Annotated in this window: 9 protein-coding genes; 1 reads left to right on the forward strand and 8 read right to left on the reverse strand. The window is 41.3% G+C overall.

Going from position 1 to position 19,356, the window contains the following annotated elements:
• Positions 1-2 precede the first annotated feature (2 nt).
• On the forward strand, positions 3-899 hold the full coding sequence (locus BF9343_RS04035) for an AraC family transcriptional regulator (RefSeq protein WP_010992223.1): 897 nt from the start codon (positions 3-5) through the stop codon (positions 897-899).
• Positions 900-1,053: 154 nt separating this feature from the next.
• On the opposite strand, the gene BF9343_RS04040 is transcribed toward BF9343_RS04035, so the two are convergent.
• The 8 genes from BF9343_RS04040 to BF9343_RS04075 all read right to left on the reverse strand — a co-directional run bounded on the left by BF9343_RS04040 (position 1,054) and on the right by BF9343_RS04075 (position 19,350).
• Entirely contained in the window at positions 1,054-3,705 is a 2,652-nt protein-coding gene (locus BF9343_RS04040) for a beta-glucosidase (RefSeq protein ID WP_010992224.1), read from the reverse strand.
• A 106-nt stretch (positions 3,706-3,811) separates the two neighbouring features.
• Complete coding sequence (locus BF9343_RS04045) at positions 3,812-5,248, reverse strand: TolB family protein (protein ID WP_010992225.1); 1,437 nt, start codon at positions 5,246-5,248, stop codon at positions 3,812-3,814.
• 11 nt (positions 5,249-5,259) lie between these two features.
• The gene (locus BF9343_RS04050; RefSeq protein ID WP_010992226.1) at positions 5,260-6,789 is read right to left on the reverse strand and encodes a DUF6057 family protein; all 1,530 of its coding nucleotides are present in this window, start codon (positions 6,787-6,789) and stop codon (positions 5,260-5,262) included.
• 17 nt (positions 6,790-6,806) lie between these two features.
• The gene (locus BF9343_RS04055) at positions 6,807-8,444 is read right to left on the reverse strand and encodes a RagB/SusD family nutrient uptake outer membrane protein (protein WP_010992227.1); all 1,638 of its coding nucleotides are present in this window, start codon (positions 8,442-8,444) and stop codon (positions 6,807-6,809) included.
• Positions 8,445-8,465: 21 nt separating this feature from the next.
• Positions 8,466-11,783 (reverse strand): TonB-dependent receptor, encoded by a 3,318-nt coding sequence (locus BF9343_RS04060; RefSeq protein WP_032569928.1) that lies wholly within the window; start codon positions 11,781-11,783, stop codon positions 8,466-8,468.
• Between the two features lie 310 nt (positions 11,784-12,093).
• On the reverse strand, positions 12,094-13,854 hold the full coding sequence (locus BF9343_RS04065) for a RagB/SusD family nutrient uptake outer membrane protein (RefSeq protein WP_005785207.1): 1,761 nt from the start codon (positions 13,852-13,854) through the stop codon (positions 12,094-12,096).
• A gap of 28 nt (positions 13,855-13,882) precedes the next feature.
• A complete protein-coding gene (locus BF9343_RS04070) occupies positions 13,883-17,293 on the reverse strand; it encodes a TonB-dependent receptor (RefSeq protein WP_005785209.1) in 3,411 nt (1,136 codons plus the stop codon).
• 290 nt (positions 17,294-17,583) lie between these two features.
• On the reverse strand, positions 17,584-19,350 hold the full coding sequence (locus tag BF9343_RS04075; RefSeq protein WP_005795999.1) for a RagB/SusD family nutrient uptake outer membrane protein: 1,767 nt from the start codon (positions 19,348-19,350) through the stop codon (positions 17,584-17,586).
• Positions 19,351-19,356: the final 6 nt, after the last annotated feature.

The following is a 19,356-nucleotide window of genomic DNA, read 5'->3' on the forward strand; positions in this document are numbered from 1 at the left end:
GTATGGCAAAACAAAAAGACGGCTTTCTGGGCGAACAGGCATTGGTGTTGCCTCCTGCCATTGTGCAACGTATGAAGACTGATCCTGCAACTTCTATACTCTATATAACCGATATAGGCTATTATCCAAAGGCTTATAATCACTTTCGGGAGCGGGAAACTCCGATTGACCAGTATGTGTTTATCTATTGTACGGAGGGTAGGGGATGGTTCAGTCTCGATGGGCAGAAACACCCGGTAGTGCCTAACCAATACTTTATACTTCCTGCAGGACTTCCTCATGCGTATGGCGCTGATGAAAAGGAACCATGGACAATTTACTGGATTCACTTCGGAGGAACACTTGCTCCGCTTTATTGTACGCATCGTACCTGTAGGCTCACGGATATAAAACCGGGAATGCATTCGCGTATTAGTTACCGGACAGAACTGTTTGAGGAGATCTTTCGGGTACTGAAGATGGGGTATAGCTTGGAGAATCTTTCATATGCCAGCTCTGTATTCCATCATTATTTGGGATCATTGCGCTATCTCAGAGAGTATCGGGAGGCTTTTTCAGAGCATCGTCCGGCAGGAGAAGAAGATCCTGTAAATGCAGCTATTCATTATATGAAGGAGAATCTGGGCAAGAAGCTGACTTTAGCCGAGCTGGCTGATTACACGGGGTATTCATCCTCATATTTCTCTAATCTGTTTTTGAAGCGTACAGGATATGCCCCATTGAGTTATTTTAATCAGATTAAGATTCAGAAAGCCTGTCAGTTTCTCGATTTTACCGATATGAAAGTGAATCAGGTCTGTTATAGAGTGGGTATTGAAGATGCTTATTATTTTTCACGGCTGTTCAGCCAGATAATGGGAATGTCTCCCAGGGAATATAAAAAGGTAAAGAAAGGATAAAAGGAAGACAGCAAAGAAGAAAGGTGTGTCGAAACTCGTATTCACCACGGATTATCACAGATTAAGAGTGTTGATAACCAATGACGGGAAATTCACTCTGTGCTACTCTGTGTCCTCTGTAGTGAGTTCCGACACGCCTTCCTTCTGATAAATACTACATTTTTATTTTCTCTGCCAGTCTGATGTCTTTAGAGGAGGCGCCTACTAGAATTTCAAATTCACCTTTTTCAAATACCCATCGGTTTTGTTTGGCGTTGAAATACTGGAATGCGTCTTCACTCAAACCGATTTCTATCTGTTTGCTTTCTCCTGCTTTCAGATATACCTTGTCGAAACCTTTTAATTCTTTCAAAGGACGTGGCTCTTTAGATTGCATGTCGCGTACATAAAGTTGAGCGACTTCATATCCGTCTCGCTGTCCGGTATTGGTTACAGTGAATGAAACGACGAGTTGCTTCTGTTTTTTATCCGTCATACGGATGTTGAGGCCCGAATAGTCAAAGGTGGTATACGAAAGACCGAATCCAAAAGGGAAAAGGGGTTCGATACCTTTTTGATCGTATCCACGGTAACCGGTGAATATTCCTTCTGTATAATACACTTTCTTTTCCTTGCGAGTTTCATCGTAATGACCGCAGGCAGGTGAGTCTTCCCATCTTTTCTCGATAGTGAATGGCAGCTTGGCTGACGGATTCACTTTACCCGAAAGAATATGAGCTAAAGCATGTCCGCCTTCCTGCCCCGGATAGAGGGCGTGTACTACCGCAGGCACCTGATCGATCCATCGGGTCATGTTTATTCCGCCTCCTGCATGGATGGCAACTATCAACTTAGGATTTACTTTTACCAGTTCCTGAATTAACATATCTTGTCCGTAAGGCAGGTCGAAAGGACGGTCGCGCCCTTCCAGTTCGATACTGCCATCCAGTCCGGCACAGAAAACCACCAGATCGGCTTTGGCAGCCAGTCGTTTCGCTTCAGAAAAGTCAATATCACTTTGATAAGCATATCCCATCCGGATCTCTGCCGGTGTACTGCGTTGGTTGCAGAACTCCAGCCGAATATGTTTGGCATCCCCTTTTTTTGCGGAAATTGCGGTATTGCGAACATCGAATGATTGAGATTGAGAGGCATCCAATGCTAATGTTCCGTCTATCCATAAACGATAGGCACCTTGTGCGTCGACAAAGAATCGGATACTGTCTGTTTTCTCGACATCTACATATCCTTCCCAGCACACCCGATAATCATTTCCCAATTTACTTTCGTTGAAAGGATATCCCCACCATTCATAATTTACCGTGCGGTCGGTGCGGCGGAGAATCAATCCGCTTTCTTCTTTATCGGTTTCTATAGTTCGGTCGGCCGATTGATTAACACTTACAGTTCTTCCTGCCGCTACTGCTTGCTGTTGGATCATTTTATCCGAGAGTGTGGCAGAAGTGTCGGAAGATAGTGCATAATAGTTCGCTTCCAGTCCGGGTTTACCTTCTTTCGTACGGAATTTACTGTTACGGAATAAGCGGGGTTTGAATTGGTTGGATATTCCTTCCGTGTAAAGTACGGTTGCTTCCGGAAACTCCTGACGGATACCTTCTAACGCTGAAACTACATACCAGGGATGAACTTTTGAACTTCCCCCACCACCGTAAACGATGCTGTTTACATTGTATATTCTATCCGAAACGATAGCCGGATTGGCAGTCGGTCCGATCACAGCTATCACTTTGGGGCGGTGGATCGGTAAGGTATTCTGTTCATTCTTTAACAGGATGATTCCTTCACAAGCGGTATTCAGAGCCATCTGATTGGCTTGAGGATTAAAAGTCGGAATATCGGTGTCTTGCTGAGGCCTGTCGAAAAATCCCATTGAAATACAGGCACCATAGATGCGGCGCACTTTATCATTGATTACTTCTTCTGTAACCTTTCCTTCTTTGACAAGTGGGAGAAGTTCTTTGCGGGTGAACCAGTCATTGCTGCCCATCTCAAGATCCAAACCGTAGTTTGCGGCATTTTCGGCGGAATAGGTACATGCCCAGTCAGACATTAACATGCCTTTGAAGCCCCAGTCTTTCTTTAAAATATCGATCAGATGTTTGTTTTCAGTGCAATATACTCCGTTCACTAGGTTATAACCCGTCATGACAGCCTTGACACCTGCTTTTTGCACAGCAGCTTTGAAGGGAGGCAGATAGATTTCCTGTAAGGCACGTTCGGATACTTCGGTACTGACGGTGTATCGGTCAAATTCTTGATCGTTGGCTGCGAAATGTTTGATGGTAGCAATGACTCCTCCGTCTTGCACTGCTTTTATAAAGGGGACTACCATCTCGGATGCCAGATAAGGATCTTCACCAAAATATTCAAAATTACGGGCTCCTTTTGAAGCCCGATAGTTGTTAACTCCGGGAGCTAAGAGAAAATGAATACCTCTTGCACGCCATTCCTGAGCATACATTGCTCCTGTTTTCTCTGCCAGATTTTTATTCCAAGAGGCAGCCAGCGAAAGTGCTGATGGAAATGCGGTGGCGCGTCCGAATAATCCCCAGGATGCAACGCCCAGCGGACCGTCGGCCAGTTTGAATGCCGGTATTCCTAATCGTTCGCAGGGGTGCAGATAGAAATCATTGTATCCGGAAAGCAGGTCGATTTTTTCTTCCAGAGTCATTCGTTTGATAAGATCGTCTACTCTTTCTTCAGTGGATAATGTCGTGTTCTGAAATGGGTACTGGCTTTGGGCATGTAGCTTGCAAGGAAAAAGCAGTCCTATACCCAGGCTCATGGTAAGGAAAATGTTTTTCATGTGTTTTTTCTGAATTAAATGTTTATTGAGTGATGTTGCAAAGTTCTAAAAAAGAGGGCTTATTGCAAAATAGAAAGCCCTCTCTTTTAGAATAAAGTGTGTTAAATTAATGTATAGCTTCTATCATTTCATTTCCGTTTCTTACGGGTTGTTTAATCAGTTCCGGCAGATTATAAGTTTTAGTGAACGTGTCATAAAAGTCCGGATCTTTTTGGGGCATCAGGAAGGGTTTCCCCGCTTTTCCGGTTTCCGGATCGAAACTGGCAAAGAAAGGGCGAGCCCAAAGCCCGTCCAACCGTTTGCTGCTGAAAACAAACCAGCGTCCGGATGATGACCATGTATGGAAACTCTCCACGTCGTTGCTGTTCACTTCATTTAAAAGCCGTATTTCTCCTGTATCCATTGTCAACAGACAAAGTTCGCTTTCCGGATGCCAGATGGAGAAGTTTCCATAATCCGACAGGGTGAACATCAGGTATTTACCATTGGGAGAAACCCTTGGGAAAGAGACACTTTTTCCCTGTTCGGAGGCTCTGTACACACACTCCGGCGTACCGAATTTACCGGATTCCGGATCGAATCCTATCCTGCACAGGTCATAACGGATACTGTCCAGCGGCATCTTCTCTTTATAAGCATTTCCCCGGCAGAAATACAGTGTTTTCCCGTCCGGTGTCCAGTTGGGGAATGTTTCCATATACCGCTCCCCGCATATCAGGGAGTCAGTGAGGAATGTTTTCTTTTCAGTATCATAAACTATCAGGTCGGCAGCCAGGTCGGATACCTCTATGGGTTTCTGTCCCGATGAATGGAAGAACTGCTGTATCTCATTCATTGAGAATGCAATGTATCTTCCTGAAGGATGCCAGGCCGCATAGGTTCCCCCGTTCTTGAATCCCTCCGGTTTGGTGTTTACCTTTTCCACTTTCCCGTTTTTGCATATCAGTGTCCCTCCCGACTTTCCCCGCACATGCACCATCATGGTTTCCGGAGAGTTTTGATTGAACGTATGGCAGTTGATGCACTGTTTGCCGAAATTTCGGTTCTCCGCTATCGGAGTCTCTTCATAACCTGTCAGGTCTCTCTGGTAAATCCCCATTTCGTTCCATAGTTCATATCCCGGGTACAGCAACCGGTAGACCAGGTACTCATCTATCGGTTCGTTCGATATGGTATCCTTGATATCCGCATAGCGTGTCCATTTCCCTCCCCTCAGCAGGGTGATGCGGATGAATATTTCTTTTCCCGCGGCTTTTTGGAGAAGTTTCTTCCATTTCTTTGTCGGTATAATCACTTCGGGACTCTTGCTTGTGCAGAGGATGTCCGCCGTCTCCCCTGTGCCAATTTCCGTTTGGAAGGCATCCGCGTTCTCCCCGATCCTGAAATTGGGAGGTGCAATATTCAGCGGGAATGTGACTCCCGCATAATCGGGATATATACGGGGAATACTGTCCGTGCAGGCATCCGGTTTGCCGCATTGGGCGGTGCATGCCTGCAGGCTCCAGCTGAGAACCGTGATAAGAAGGATATAGATTGTTTTCATGTCTTTACATATTAGTTCCTTATGATTTTGTCTCCATACGGACTGATGAAGTTCAGGTAATACCAGTAGGTGTTTCCAAACTCCGTTTTCAGCCTCTGCATTTGCCTGTTTTTATACAGGCTGTAATACCTTTGGAATCTCTTTTCGGTGTTTTCGCTGACGTTGAATCCTGATTTGGAAAACGTTTCCCCGTCCACTCCCAATTTGTATATATAGAGTGCTTCTTGGTATGCGGGTGGCATTTCCGGATATTTAAAGTGCCTGATGAACTTCAGGTTATCCACAAAGCGTACTACGTTATTGCTCAGCAGTAGGTCACTCATCAGGTATTCAAAAGCCATTCTGTTTGTCGTGTCCTGCTCACACAGATATTGTAATTCCGGTCCTATATTGATGACGTTTGCAAATCGTGCGGGATGTTCCTTATTGTTTTCAAGTGCCATGCGCAGTCCCGGTACACTGCCTGCATAAAGTTGTTTTTCCAATTCTTCGGCATCTTTCCGATAGAAGAGGGACTGCTTCAGGAGATTGATGAACCGTCGTGCCACTTCAGGTCTTTTGTTTACTATGTTGTATCGTGCCAGGTTAAGCAAATGGGGTGCCGTTTCTCCCCATACCACCATTGCTTCGAATTCCCACCGCTGTGCTTCGTTGATGTACCCTAAGTCTTCATATATAAAATGTCCGTACTCACTCTCACGGCTATCGCTGTTCCATGGGAAGTATAGCGCCTTGACTCCCAGTTTTTGTGGGTAATCGAATAGTTGATAAGGCAATTTTCCCGTATGGTACAGAGCCAGGTTGTGAAAGTAGGAGATCAACTGGTTGGTTCTTCCCGAGTTGATATATTTTTCGGTTTGTGTCAGTACATTTTCCCAATTCTTTTCTTTTACACTCTTTTCCGCCATTATCATAATGCGTTCGGGCATATTATATGAATGTATGAATATATAGCAAGCTCCAATGGCATATATGGTTATGAGGGCCGTAGAAATAATTAATTTTTTTTTCTTTCCGGGAACATTTATTCTACGCAGTGTAATGTTTTTCCATATTCCCGATATGAAAAATGCTACGCATCCAAGTATCAGAAGCCCTAAGAATACTCCGATAATCAGAGTCAGTGAATGATCCACAGGCAGCGTATAGATGAAAAGAGATACTGATGGGATCAATGATAATTGCAGTATGTCCGGTTGTCCGGTTATTTTTTTTATGTTGTAATGTGTCAACAGATAGATTCCCGCCAATATACCGGCTAATATAGCACTTCCTAATGCGGGTATGTAAAAGAATTGAATAATGAAATCAGTCAGATAACCAAGCAGTCCTTCCGTATGAATCTGCTTAAGAAAATATTCTTTAGAGAATAGAAATAAATGATGCTGTTCGTGATAGTATATCACATGTGACAGCACCCCTTGGTAACAAAGGAAATAGATGATAAAAAGGAGGGCGAAAAGTAGATACGGTAACCGTTTCATAAGTATAGGTGGAAGATAATAAGTGAAATGAGGGCATTCCAAATAGAATGCCCCCATTATCTAAAACACTATTATTAATAACCCGGATTCTGTGTGAGGGCAGGATTCAAGTCTATTTCACTCTGAGGTACAGGGAACAAATAGTTGTTGTCCGAGTATCTGCTTCCTGATAAAATAATAGGATCGCCCTGGTAAAGGATACACATCTTTCCGCCATCTACTTTCTTGTCGGGATCATTCGGATTGTCTACAATCTTATATTTCAATCCCTCAAATGGAGCATTCAGTACATCCTTTGCGATACCCCAACGACGAATATCCCACATACGTTTTCCTCCTTCCAGGCAGAATTCAACACGCCATTCGTTACGGATACGCTGACGGAGGTCATCTTGTGTTGCGCAATAGGTCGGTTTAGAAGGATCTGTATTTTGGAGTTCGGGCATACCTACACGACGTCTAACCTGGTTTACTGCGTCAAAAGCCTCCGGATCTAATCCCTGCAGCTCGTTTTTAGCTTCAGCATAAGTCAGAAGTACTTCTGCATAGCGGATGTGAACCCAATCTTTACCCATGTTCCAGCCATCTGACAGAGGATCCAAACTCGGATCTAACCATTTTTGTCCGTAATATCCGGTCTCTGTAGCATCATTATGTTGATTGATACCGGTACTACCGCTTGATGCTAAAGGAGCAACTTTTATTGTTACACCATACATTTCTTCACCGTCATGCAGAATGTCTACTTCCAAACGTGGGTCACGGTTCTTGAACGGATCTGTCGGATCATATATTTTAGATTTGCTGATAGGAGCTCCTTCACTGTCTTCGAATGCGTCTACCAGACTCTGAGTCGGGTTCATACCACCCCAACCTTTTGTCGGGAAACATTCCCAACCCATCAGATAATGGGTCTTATCCGGATAGTTGAACTGAGTAACAAGGATGAACTCATCACATCCGTCAGCTTTTTCCCAAAACAACTCTGCATATTTACCTGTATTATCTTTATCGTACAATTCGTACAGTCCCAGATCCATTACATTTTTAGCTTCTGTAGCCGCAGTGTCCCAGTTTCCATAATAAAGAGCTGCTCTTGCCTTCATAGCCATAGCTGCACCTTTAGTGACGCGTCCGTAATCAGAAGCTCCCCATTCTGTTGGCAAAGCAGCGATAGCTTTGTCAAAATCAGCCATTATTTTTTCATAGACTTCTGCTCTCGGCATGCGTGTTATACCTTCCATATCTTTCAAATCTAACGGCTTGTCAATGTAAGGAACGTCACCAAACGAGCGTATCAGATTAAAATAGATATATGCTCTGAAGAAATATACCTGTCCCAATGCCTTTGTCTTGTCGGCTTCTGGATAATCAGGAATTTCATCGATTTTAGAAAGGATCAGGTTGCACTGACGAACATTGGCATAATCACCGCTCCAACCTTGATCTGCAGGGTCATAAATACCTTTTGAAACATTGCCTGCCGCCCATTTGATACCCATTGTGGCGTTATCGGAGTTAATGTCGTTGTCTTGATCCCAAGTAGACAGATAACCATAGAGATCTGAGACTACTTTGTTTGCGTCATCCGGCGTTTTCCAGAAGCTACCGTCAGAAAGTTCTTCCTGCGGATAGCGATCCAGAAAGTCGCTACAAGAGCTGAACCCTACTACAAGGGCTGTTGCAAATATATATAAGTAATTCTTTTTCATATTTTTGATAGTATTGAGGATTTAGAATGAAACTTTTAAGCCTAATGAAACTTTTTTCACGTTGGTATATGACCATCCACGTGTGCTCGATTCTTCCGGGTCAATATCTTCAAGACCACAGAATGTCAATAAATTCTCACCGGCTATGTATACTTTGATTCTGCTGACACCGATTCTGTTCAACCAACTCTTAGGTAGGTTATAGCCTAATGAAACGTTTTTCAAACGAACGTATGAGCCATCTTCCAACCAGAAAGAAGAAGTTACGAAGTTGGTCTGTGAATCTTTTGTAATACGCGGATAGCTTGCGTTGTGGTTTTCCGGTGTCCAACGATCCAAGTGTTTTTTCAGCACTTTACCGCCATTATAGAATGCGTATGAAGATTCGGCTTCACAGTATTTATCAACATCAAATGCACCTTGGAACAAAGCGGAGAAATCAAAGTCTTTCCAGAATAAATTAATGCTCAAACCACCTGTCCAACTTGGGAAGTTTTGTCCGATTACTGTACGGTCATTGGCAGCATCGATTTTACCGTCACCATTCAAATCGGCGTATTTGATATCACCTAATTTTTCTGTACCGGTACGTTTGGGTTCATTAGCCAATTCTTCTTCCGTATTAAAGTAACCAATTGCTTTGTAACCATAGAATGAACCGATAGGATAACCTTCCAGACGCCACAATTTGTTATTGTCAGGATCTTCTCCTTCAGTTCCTTCAAGGTTTGTAATGCGGTTCTTTACATAAGCGAGGTTTAAATTAACTGCATAGCTAAAATCTTTATTGATTCGATTATTGTGGAAAATATTCAAGTCGAAACCTGTATTTTCTACACTACCTGCATTCTGAACCGGTGCCGACATACCAAGAATACCTTGTACCGGGAGCTTCAATAGCATATCATCCGTTTTTTTCTTGTAAACAGAAAGCTCAAATCCGAGTTTGTTATTTAAGAATCCTGCATCTAATCCAATTTCATAGTTGGTTACAGTGGCCCATTGGAGTGCACTGTTTACGTATCTGGCTTCATAAGCAGTCGTATTCAGTGTGTTACCGAACATATAAGATCCATAAGCATAAGTTGCTACAGCGGGATAGATATCGCTCAACTCTTCGTTACCGGTACGTCCCCAACCCAAACGTAACTTCAGATTACTCATCCAATCCAGATTATCTTTAATGAAGTTCTCTTCTGAGATTCTCCATCCGGCAGAAAAAGCAGGGAATACACCCCAACGATTATCTTTCGGGAAACGTGAAGATGCATCTGCACGTAAGTTTGCTTCAAACAAATATCTGTCGGCATAATCATATTGGATACGACCGAAATATGAACGGCGGGCTAGTTCTGTGCCACCATCAGAGTTGGTTTGAGATGATTTGTCCAGTGTATTCAATGATTCGGTCAGTTCATCACTACCACCACCTTTACGTGTTGCTTCTGTGTATTTATAAATCTGCTCCCATTGTTCAAAACCAAACAATGCACCGATCGTGTGCTTTTGGAAAGATTTGTTGTAGTTTACCAATAATTGTGAAGTGTATTCATTCCAGATATAATATTTATCATATCCTTCTCTCAGACCGGAATCCGCAATGTTGGATCCTGAGCCATAAGAATAATGTTTCTTGAAATAATCGATATTACGAATATCGTTACGTACCGAGAACAAGCCTTTAACACTCAATTCCGGTAAGATATGTACAGTAGCATGCAGGATAGCATTTAACTGCTGGTCCATTTGACGGTAGAAACCGGTTCTTCCCAATTCGGCTACAGGGTTGGCTTTTCCACTGTAGTTAAATGTACCGTCTTCATTGTATACCGGCAACGTCGGGCTATTACGGGTTACCTCACTCATAAGTGTTCCGAAGCCTACGGCACCGTCTTCACGTGTTCCTCTATATCCGGATACATTCAGTCCTGCCGAGAACCATTTGCTAATTTCTGATTCAACATTGATACGACCTGTAAAACGATTGTAGTCATTTTCGTTTGTCAAACCACCCTGATAGAGGTAACCGACAGATGCACTGTAGTTTGTCTTTTCAGATCCACCATTGATTGAGAAATTATGTTGCTGTTCAAAAGCAAAATTTTTGAATGTTTCCTTATACCAATCCGTATTGGGGTGTCCTATTGGGTCACTTCCATTCCGGAAGAGTTCAATATCTTCATCACTATAAGGCAGACTGGCATTGGGATTTTCATTTTTCACAGCTTCGTTGTATAACATAGCATAATCTGCAGCACCAAGGAAGTTGAGTTTAGCGGTTGGAGTTGCCCATGCTACGCTACCTGAATATGAAACCTTGGCATCCTGTCCTTTTTTACCTTTTTTCGTTGTGATAAGGATTACACCATTAGCGGCTTGTACACCATAGATAGCGGCAGAAGCAGCATCCTTCAATACTGTCAGGCTTTCAATGTCTTGAGGGTCAATTGTATTCATACTACCCGGAACTCCATCAACAATAACCAATGGATTAGCAGCGTTCACCGAGTTCTTACCACGTACGGTGATCGTACCGGTCTGTAATCCGGGAGCACCGGAAGATTGGATAGCCGTTACACCGGGCATTGTTCCGGCCATTGCAGCAGAAACACTCGATACGGAACGAGATTCCAACGCTTCTGCATTAATAGATGATACAGAACCTGTTAAGTTAGCCTTTTTCTGTACACCATAACCTACCACCACTACTTCATCCAAAGTTTTGGTGTCTTCTTTCATGGTTATGTTGTAAGAACTTACTCCCGCTTTCAAAGAAACGATTTCAGGCACATAGCCGATATAGGTAACTTGCAATTCGTTACCTCCTACAGTTAAACTGAATTTTCCATCGATATCAGTAATCGTACCATTGGTTGGATTACCTTTTTCTACTACCGATGCACCAATAACCGGTTCGCCGGTAGTATCTTTGATGATTCCGGAAACTTTTCTCTGCTTTTGCTGTTGTGTTACCTGTACATTATTAGTTGTAACAGCAGCTGTAGATACTACGATCTGATTGTCTACAATCTTGTAGGTATATCCCGAGTTTTTGAAAACTTCGTTCAATACGGTTTCGATCGGAGCGTCGGATACGTTGATGGATACTTTCTTGTTCAGTTTTACCTGATTGTCATTGTAGAAGAAAGTGTAATCGCTTTGTTTTTCAAGTTCACGAAGTACATTTTCAATGGATACATTGGTCTTTGTCATTGAAATTTTTAGTACTTGAGCGAAGGCACTCACAGGTACCATAGCCACCAGGCTAACTGCTAAAGCAAAAGCCAGATGCTTTTTCATTCTTTGCGGACTAAACCACCGCATGTTGCATTTTCTCATAAATACGATTAATTATTAGATTGTAATTTAGATTGATAAAGTAAGCACAGGATACTTCTGAAGTATCACTGTACCAGGTTAACTTAGCTTACTGTTTTTCTCTCATTCTTTTCTTTCTTATTTAGGTTTAAAATTGATGTTTGGTATAAGTTCTAAACGAACTTGGGTGAGAAGGATGCGGATTAGAAAGTAGCGAGAGAGAATTATTGGTGAGAGAATTGGAGATACAGAATTTGAGAATAAGGCATAAAAAAGCCCGTCCATGTGTTACCATGAACGGGCTTTAACCCTCAATAAATAATGTGTTAAATTAATATCCCGGATTCTGATCGTCTTTCAACAATGGATTCAGGTCAATGGCACCTTGAGGTATAGGCATCAGCATCAAACGGTTATCCCAAACTTTATTAATTACGACATATCCGTTTGGAGCATAAGAAGGACCATTCATAGCCTTACTACAGTAATCATTACCATAACGCCGTATATCATCAAAGCGATGGCCTTCTGCTGCCAATTCAATACGCCGTTCATTACGTACAAAGGCCAGAGCTTCTTCTTTTGAAGGCATGGTAGTTGGCACATCCGGCATACCACAACGATCACGCAAATCATTCAATGCTTTTTGTACTTCTGTATCCCATCCCGAATTCTGAATACGTGCCTCTGCATAAGTTAACAATACTTCAGCATAACGAATCACCGGATAGTCTTCTTCTGCAGTCCAGGTATCGTATGGATCAAGAGTGACCATTTTACGATAAAAATATCCGGTCCATGATTCATTACCGTCTTTATTTATCAGATCCGGATCCCAACGGAAGTAGAATGTACCTTTAATGGTTTCATGCCATCCTTTGAAAGGGAACATCATAGACACATACAAGCGGCTGTCGCGGTTACGGAACTCTTTCATATAGTCATATTTCATAATATCTGTTTGTGGCACTTTTTCTATGAATTGAGATTGGCTCATATCTTTGAAATCTTTCCATATTTCCGCATAACGTTCTTTACGTTGTTCCATAGTGATGTCATTACGCATCGTTTTACCATCCACATCCCAATAGGCGTCAATCAAGTCCTGCATGGGTTCGTAAGAACAATATCCGTCATATTGAGAGAACGATTTAGGTATAAAATAGGTGTATCTGGTCCAGTCGTAATTGTTTGCATCAGCCATATACTCACGTGTTACAATATACTCCGGATTAGCGGGAGATGCATTACCTTTGTGCCACAGTGATTCATAACTGAACATACCTTTTACGAATTTATCTTTATCGATACCTTTGGCTGCATAGTCAATATATGCATCCATTTCGTCAGCTTCTTTTTGCTGTGCGGTGGTAAGCGATGATACACGGAATAAAGAATGATGTCCTTCAGATATGATTTTTCCGGCTGAAGCCTCGGCTTCAGCATAGTTGCCGAAATATAAAGCTGCACGGGCACGGAGGGCCAAAGCACCGGCACGAGTAATACGTCCGGTTTCATACAGATAACTACCGTTATAACTGTCTGGAAGAATTTCAGCTATTTCAGCCAATTCATCTAAAATAAATTTACGAACAGTTTCTACTTCATCACGTTTTACATTGGGAGCGTCATAAGCCAAAACCTCTGTAATTACAGGAACTTTTCCGAATTTTGTGGTCAAATCCAGATAGCTTAAAGCGCGGAAAAAACGTGCTTCTGCTTTCATACGTGTTTTCAGTTCTTCACTGACTGCACATTTATCTATATTCGCGATAAAGTTGTTTACTATACGAACGGTACCAAAATAGTAGCTCCCATATCCGTTGGCTGTACTAATACCATTTTGCTGGACCATTTCGAAGTTTCCTTCCCAAGGTTTATGGCTATGCGCATTGTCGGTACACAATTCATCCCAGATGTCTACACCATCTAATGTGGCATAACAAGTGTTCAAAGCATACCATGCATCTTTTTCAGTCTGCCAAAAGTTTTCTGCTGCAATGTCAGCAGGTGGAACCACATCTAAATCGCAGGCTGTCAATGCTCCTGTGAGACATAATCCCAATGCAATTTTTCTTATATTGTTTTTCATTGTGAATTCTATTTTTTAATGAATGGTTTTAGAATGATATGTTTACACCAAATGCTACCGATTTAGTCCCCAGCGTATAAATCACACCGCCGGCTGTTTCCGGATCAAAGTCTTCCATCTTTTTATCAGCACGAACCGTGAAAAGATTCTCGCCTGTTACATATACTTTCAATGACTGTAATCCCCAGTTCTTCACTGTTGCAGATGGTACTGTATATCCCAGTGACAGAGTTTTGAAACGGAAATAATCGGAATCGAACAAATGATAATCACTAAAATTACGGTTGTAAGTTGTATGTACGCTACTTGCTGAATAGATGCGAGGATATGCCGCATGTGGATTCGGATTCTCTTCCGTCCATCTTTTCAAATGATATTTTCTCGGGCTGTCCTGTCCATGGTAGAATGGATGAACGCCATAAACATCAAATGCTACTTTCGTTCCACTGATTCCTTGTCCGAACATACTGAACTCAAAACCTTTATATTGCAGACTCAAATTTACGCCATATGTAAAATCGGGTACATCTTTACCAAGAATTGTACGATCTTCATCTGTGATTTCTTGCTTATATTCGATATCACGCTGAGGAACGAATTTAATGTCACCCGCATTGGGTACCACTCCACTCAAGGTGTAGTAATGTCCGGCATCGATGTCTGCCTGAGTATAAAGTCCGTCCGTTTTAAATCCATAGAATGAACCGATTGATTCTCCCTTTTTCAGAATGTACTTCACGATATAACTACTGGTTTGGATAATGTTGTCTGAACCACCTAAATTGGTAATTTTGTTTTTATTGGTAGCAATGTTGGCACCGATGCTATAATTCACAGCTCCAATTTTGTTCCGGTGATTCAAAGCCAATTCGAAACCTGTATTTTTCACTTTTCCAATATTTTGCGATGGAGCTGCTGTAATACCGGTTTCCGTAGGTACATTGTATCCTAATAAGATATCGCTTGTATTTTTAATATAATAATCGGCAGTTACCCCCAGAAGTCCATTGAAAATGTCGAAATCCAAACCAATATCCGTCAAAGCAACTTTTTCCCAACCGAGAGTTTCATTAGCCGGTTTGGATTCACCGATACCAATCACTGGTGAATCACTGAAGTTATAATGATTTCCACTACTATAATTTTGGAAGTAATCATAATTACCCACATTGTTTATATTACCAAGTGTACCATAGGAGGCTCTGATTTTCAAATTATTGATCCACTCAATATCTTTCATGAAGCTTTCTTCACTCATTCTCCATCCGGCCGAGAATGAAGGGAAATATCCCCAGCGATGATCTTTATGGAAACGTGAGGATGCGTCTGCACGCATATTTACCTCGAATAGGTACCGATCCATCAAGGTATAATTGACACGAGCAAAATAAGACAACATTTTATATTCTGATGAACCTGCGCCATTGGTATACCCTGCTCCGGAGGTAGAACCTGCTTCCATATCCGTCAATGCGTCGGATGGAAATTCTTCACGTGATCCGGCCAATCTTTCGTATTTATAATGTTCATAAGATGTACCGACCAAAGCTCCGACAGCATGTTTATCGTTCGACCAATCATATCGGGCTGTTGCTGTATAAAGCATTGTATTTGTACTTTGCCAGTCCATGCTCATTTTATTTTTGGTAACTCCGGTTCCTGCTATTTCCTCTCCGGAAAAGTAGTTTATAGCATTGGGTTGTAAAGCCGTGTAGCTTTTGCTCTTATATTCATAACCCTTGAATACGCCTTGTCCACTGATTATAAGTCCTTTCACGGGTTTAATGTCAAATCCGAGATCGTACATTGTATTTTCACTCTTGGACTTACTCCAATCTTTCTTGCTCAGTGCACGAAGCGGATTGCCTGTAATAAAATTACTTGTAGCCGTCTGACCTCCATTTACAGTACCCCAATCACCATTTGACTGTTTGGCAACGAATGTAACCGGTACCATTGAGAAACTGGCTAATGAAGGCGCACCACAATCGCGGTCGGAATCATTACGTATATATTTCACTCCGGCTTTTACCGTCAGCCATTTAGTGATATCGGAACTCAAATTGGTATTCAAATTGTAACGCTGGCTGTCTTGTCCGGGAATCATATTGTCTTTATACACATATCCCAATCCAATAAAATAGCGTATTTTATCTGTTCCTCCACTGAAGTCCAGTGAATGTTGAGTGGTCAATACGTTCTTATCCAGTACCAGATCATTCCAGTCTGTGTTTGGATATAAATCGGGTTTGGAGCCATCTCTGAAATAACCAATTTCTTCTTCAGTGTAGCCTTGGTATTTCCCGCCTTTAGGATTGTAATTGTAAAGAGCTTCATTGTACAACTCTGCATATTGGGTAGAGTTGACATATTCCGGTTTGTAAGTCGGATTGCTCAAACCTACGTAACCACTATATGAAACGTTCATTTTATCGCTCTTTCCCTGTTTGGTCGTAACTAACACTACACCGTAAGCGGCACGTGAACCATAAATAGCTGATGAAGCTGCATCTTTCAAGAAAGAGATGGACTCAATGCTATTCGGATCAAGGTTAGAAAAGAATGTGGCGTCCGCAATTGCACCGTCAATTACATAGAGAGGAGATGAGGTTCCTAAGTTACCGCGTCCACGGAAGTTTATACTCGGTGTTTGTCCGGGGCGTGAGATAACCGTAACTCCCGGCACTGTACCTTGCACTGCTGACAATACATTTGTTTGTACACGATCTTTGATTTCATCGGTACTAACCGAAGCTACTGACCCTGTTAAGTTTACCTTCTTTTGTGTACCGTAACCTACAACTACGACTTCGTCCAGAGTTTTAGTATCCTCTTTCATTGTAATACTATAATCGGTTACTCCCGGATGGATTTTTACAGTTTGTGGAATATAACCGATATATGTAATTTGTATTTCATTACCGGATACCGTTAATTTAAAGTTTCCTCCTACGTCAGTAATTGTACCATTACTTGCTGACCCTTTTTCCACCACAGAAGCACCAATGATAGGTTCTCCGGTGGTATCTTTTACTTGTCCGGTGATACGCACACTTTTCTGTTGCTGAAGAGAAGAGGTTTTCGGGATTTCTGCTTTTATGGCTGAGACAACAATCTGGTTATCTATTATTTTATAAGTGTAACCGGAATTGTTGAAAATCTGATCCAATACATTTTCAATAGGTGCGTCTGTAACATCTACAGAAACCTTTTTAGTAAGTTTCACCTGATTGTCATTGTAAAAGAAAGTATATCCACTTTTTTGTTCTAATTCCCGAATAACATTCTGGATAGAGACATTTGTCCTCTTCATGGATATTTTAAGAATTTGAGCATAGGTAGTGACGGGCACTATACAAACCAGACAAATGGCTAAAACAAACGCTAGTTGTCTTTTGATTTTTTGCGGACTAAACCACCGCAGATTGCATTTTTTCATAAATACGATTAATTATTAGATTGTAATTTTGATTGATAAAGAGGGTACATGATTCTTTTTTGCATCAATGTACCAGGGTTAACTAAGCTTTCAATTTTCTTTGTGCATTTCTTTCTTTTTATTTAGGTTTAAAATGATTTAATTCCTAAGTTCCGTATGAACTTGGTATACGGTAAGTTTCAAAGAGATAACTAATAATAATCATATTACATATAGAAAGAGGCCTATCTATAACTAATAGATAAGCCTCACATTTTTTATAAAAATCTATTGAATATCGTCAAACGCTTCTAATTACTGGTTGGATTCTGTGTTAAGGTTCCAGGATAAGAGTTAATAGCACTTTGTGGAATAAAATAAATAACCCGATAGTCTGTAGCCGGAATTTCAAGCATGGCATCATGTACTCCGGGATATTTGCGAGTTAATGTTTCACAATTGCGAAATACATCATAACTACGTTCTGCTTGATAGGCCAACTCTAATTGTCTCTCTTTTTCTATTCGCACCTTAGCATTAGAAGCATTTAAGTCATTATAGCCTCTTCCGGGTAAAGAGCGTTCACGAATGATATTCAGATCTGCTTGAGCATGAGAATAATCACCTTTTTTGGCATATGCTTCTGCACGATTTAAGTAAACCTCGCCTAAACGAGAGATAACAGGAGAATGTAATTGAGATTCAGCTTCTCCGCTTGCAGTTCCTTCATTCGAACATTTGAGAATATAGAATTTGGGTTGCCCACTTGAGAGTTCTATTTCATAATCAATAACACCGGAATAGGTTTGACCATCTGAATAGTTGATTGAATATTTTTCTTCACTACTGTTTATTAATGACAATGTGTAATTAGTTTCCCCCTCTTTACAAGTCACAGTGTTACCTCTCTTAGAAATGGGCAATTGTACATATGTGTACCCCGTATGTATGTTGTTTTTGTTGTATACATTCTTTATGAAACGGAATACTTCAACATATTTACCATCACTATCCGTGATGTAGCTTGGTGAAATGAAATTTGCTCGTGCATCTACAATTTTTTTCTTGTCAGGACGCCAATCGTTACGTCCCTGTTCATTTAATAAATCCATGTATTTGGCACTTGCATACATTTCTCCCCAACCTTGCTGACCAGCATAAGAATACATTCCACCGATAGAATTCCAATAATCCGGTTTTTCTGATGCCATGATTTTTACTACAAAAATAGATTCTTTATTATTTTCCGGCATGAATGTATTATATCGCATAAAATTTTCACGGGAGAGTAACTCATATTTTAGCCCACCTTCACTAGTGGTACTTTCAATAACTCTAGTTGCATAATCAATGGCCAACTGAGCATTTTCACTATTGGGTGCTTCATAAGTTCCACTCATAAATAAATAAATACGAGACAACATGGCCCATGCCGCTTCTTTAGATGCATATGCAGGACCTTCCCGTTTAGTTTCTCCATTTTCCATCAATCGAGCCGCTACTTTCAGGTCATCAATAGCTTGTTCATAGGTATCTTGAACAGTCGAACGATCAGGAAGATTAAGATTATTTACATCGTCTGGCGTACCATTTACAATAGGGACTCCCATATGTCCTTCCGGCTTGTCCCAATAAGGACGTCCGAAAGCACGTCCAAGATAAAAATACATCATACCACGGATGTAGTAGCATTCACCCAGTTGATAATCAATGGTTTTGCTTTTTCCTTCATCAATCATTTTAATAATATTCGAAGCTTGTGCAATAGCTTTGTATCCAGAGTCCCAAAAGCTTTGTAGACGATAATTATCAGCATCACGGGAATAAGAAATAAAATCAAAAAAAGCATCCGTTGATGATTTATCTTTCGCCATATTATCACCCGCATATTCCCCTAAACGATGCATAGGATCCGACCAACTTTTTAATTGTGCATAGCATCCATTTACAAGTGACTCTAATGAAGAGGTAGGATCCTGAGTTATTTGTTCGGCTGACATTGAACCATAAGGAAGTCTGTCTATGTCACAAGCAGTTAAAGTAGCAACCGCACATAGTAGAGTTATTATCTTTTTCATATAATC

Source organism: Bacteroides fragilis NCTC 9343 (genome assembly GCF_000025985.1).
GTDB classification, from domain to species: Bacteria; Bacteroidota; Bacteroidia; order Bacteroidales; family Bacteroidaceae; genus Bacteroides; species Bacteroides fragilis.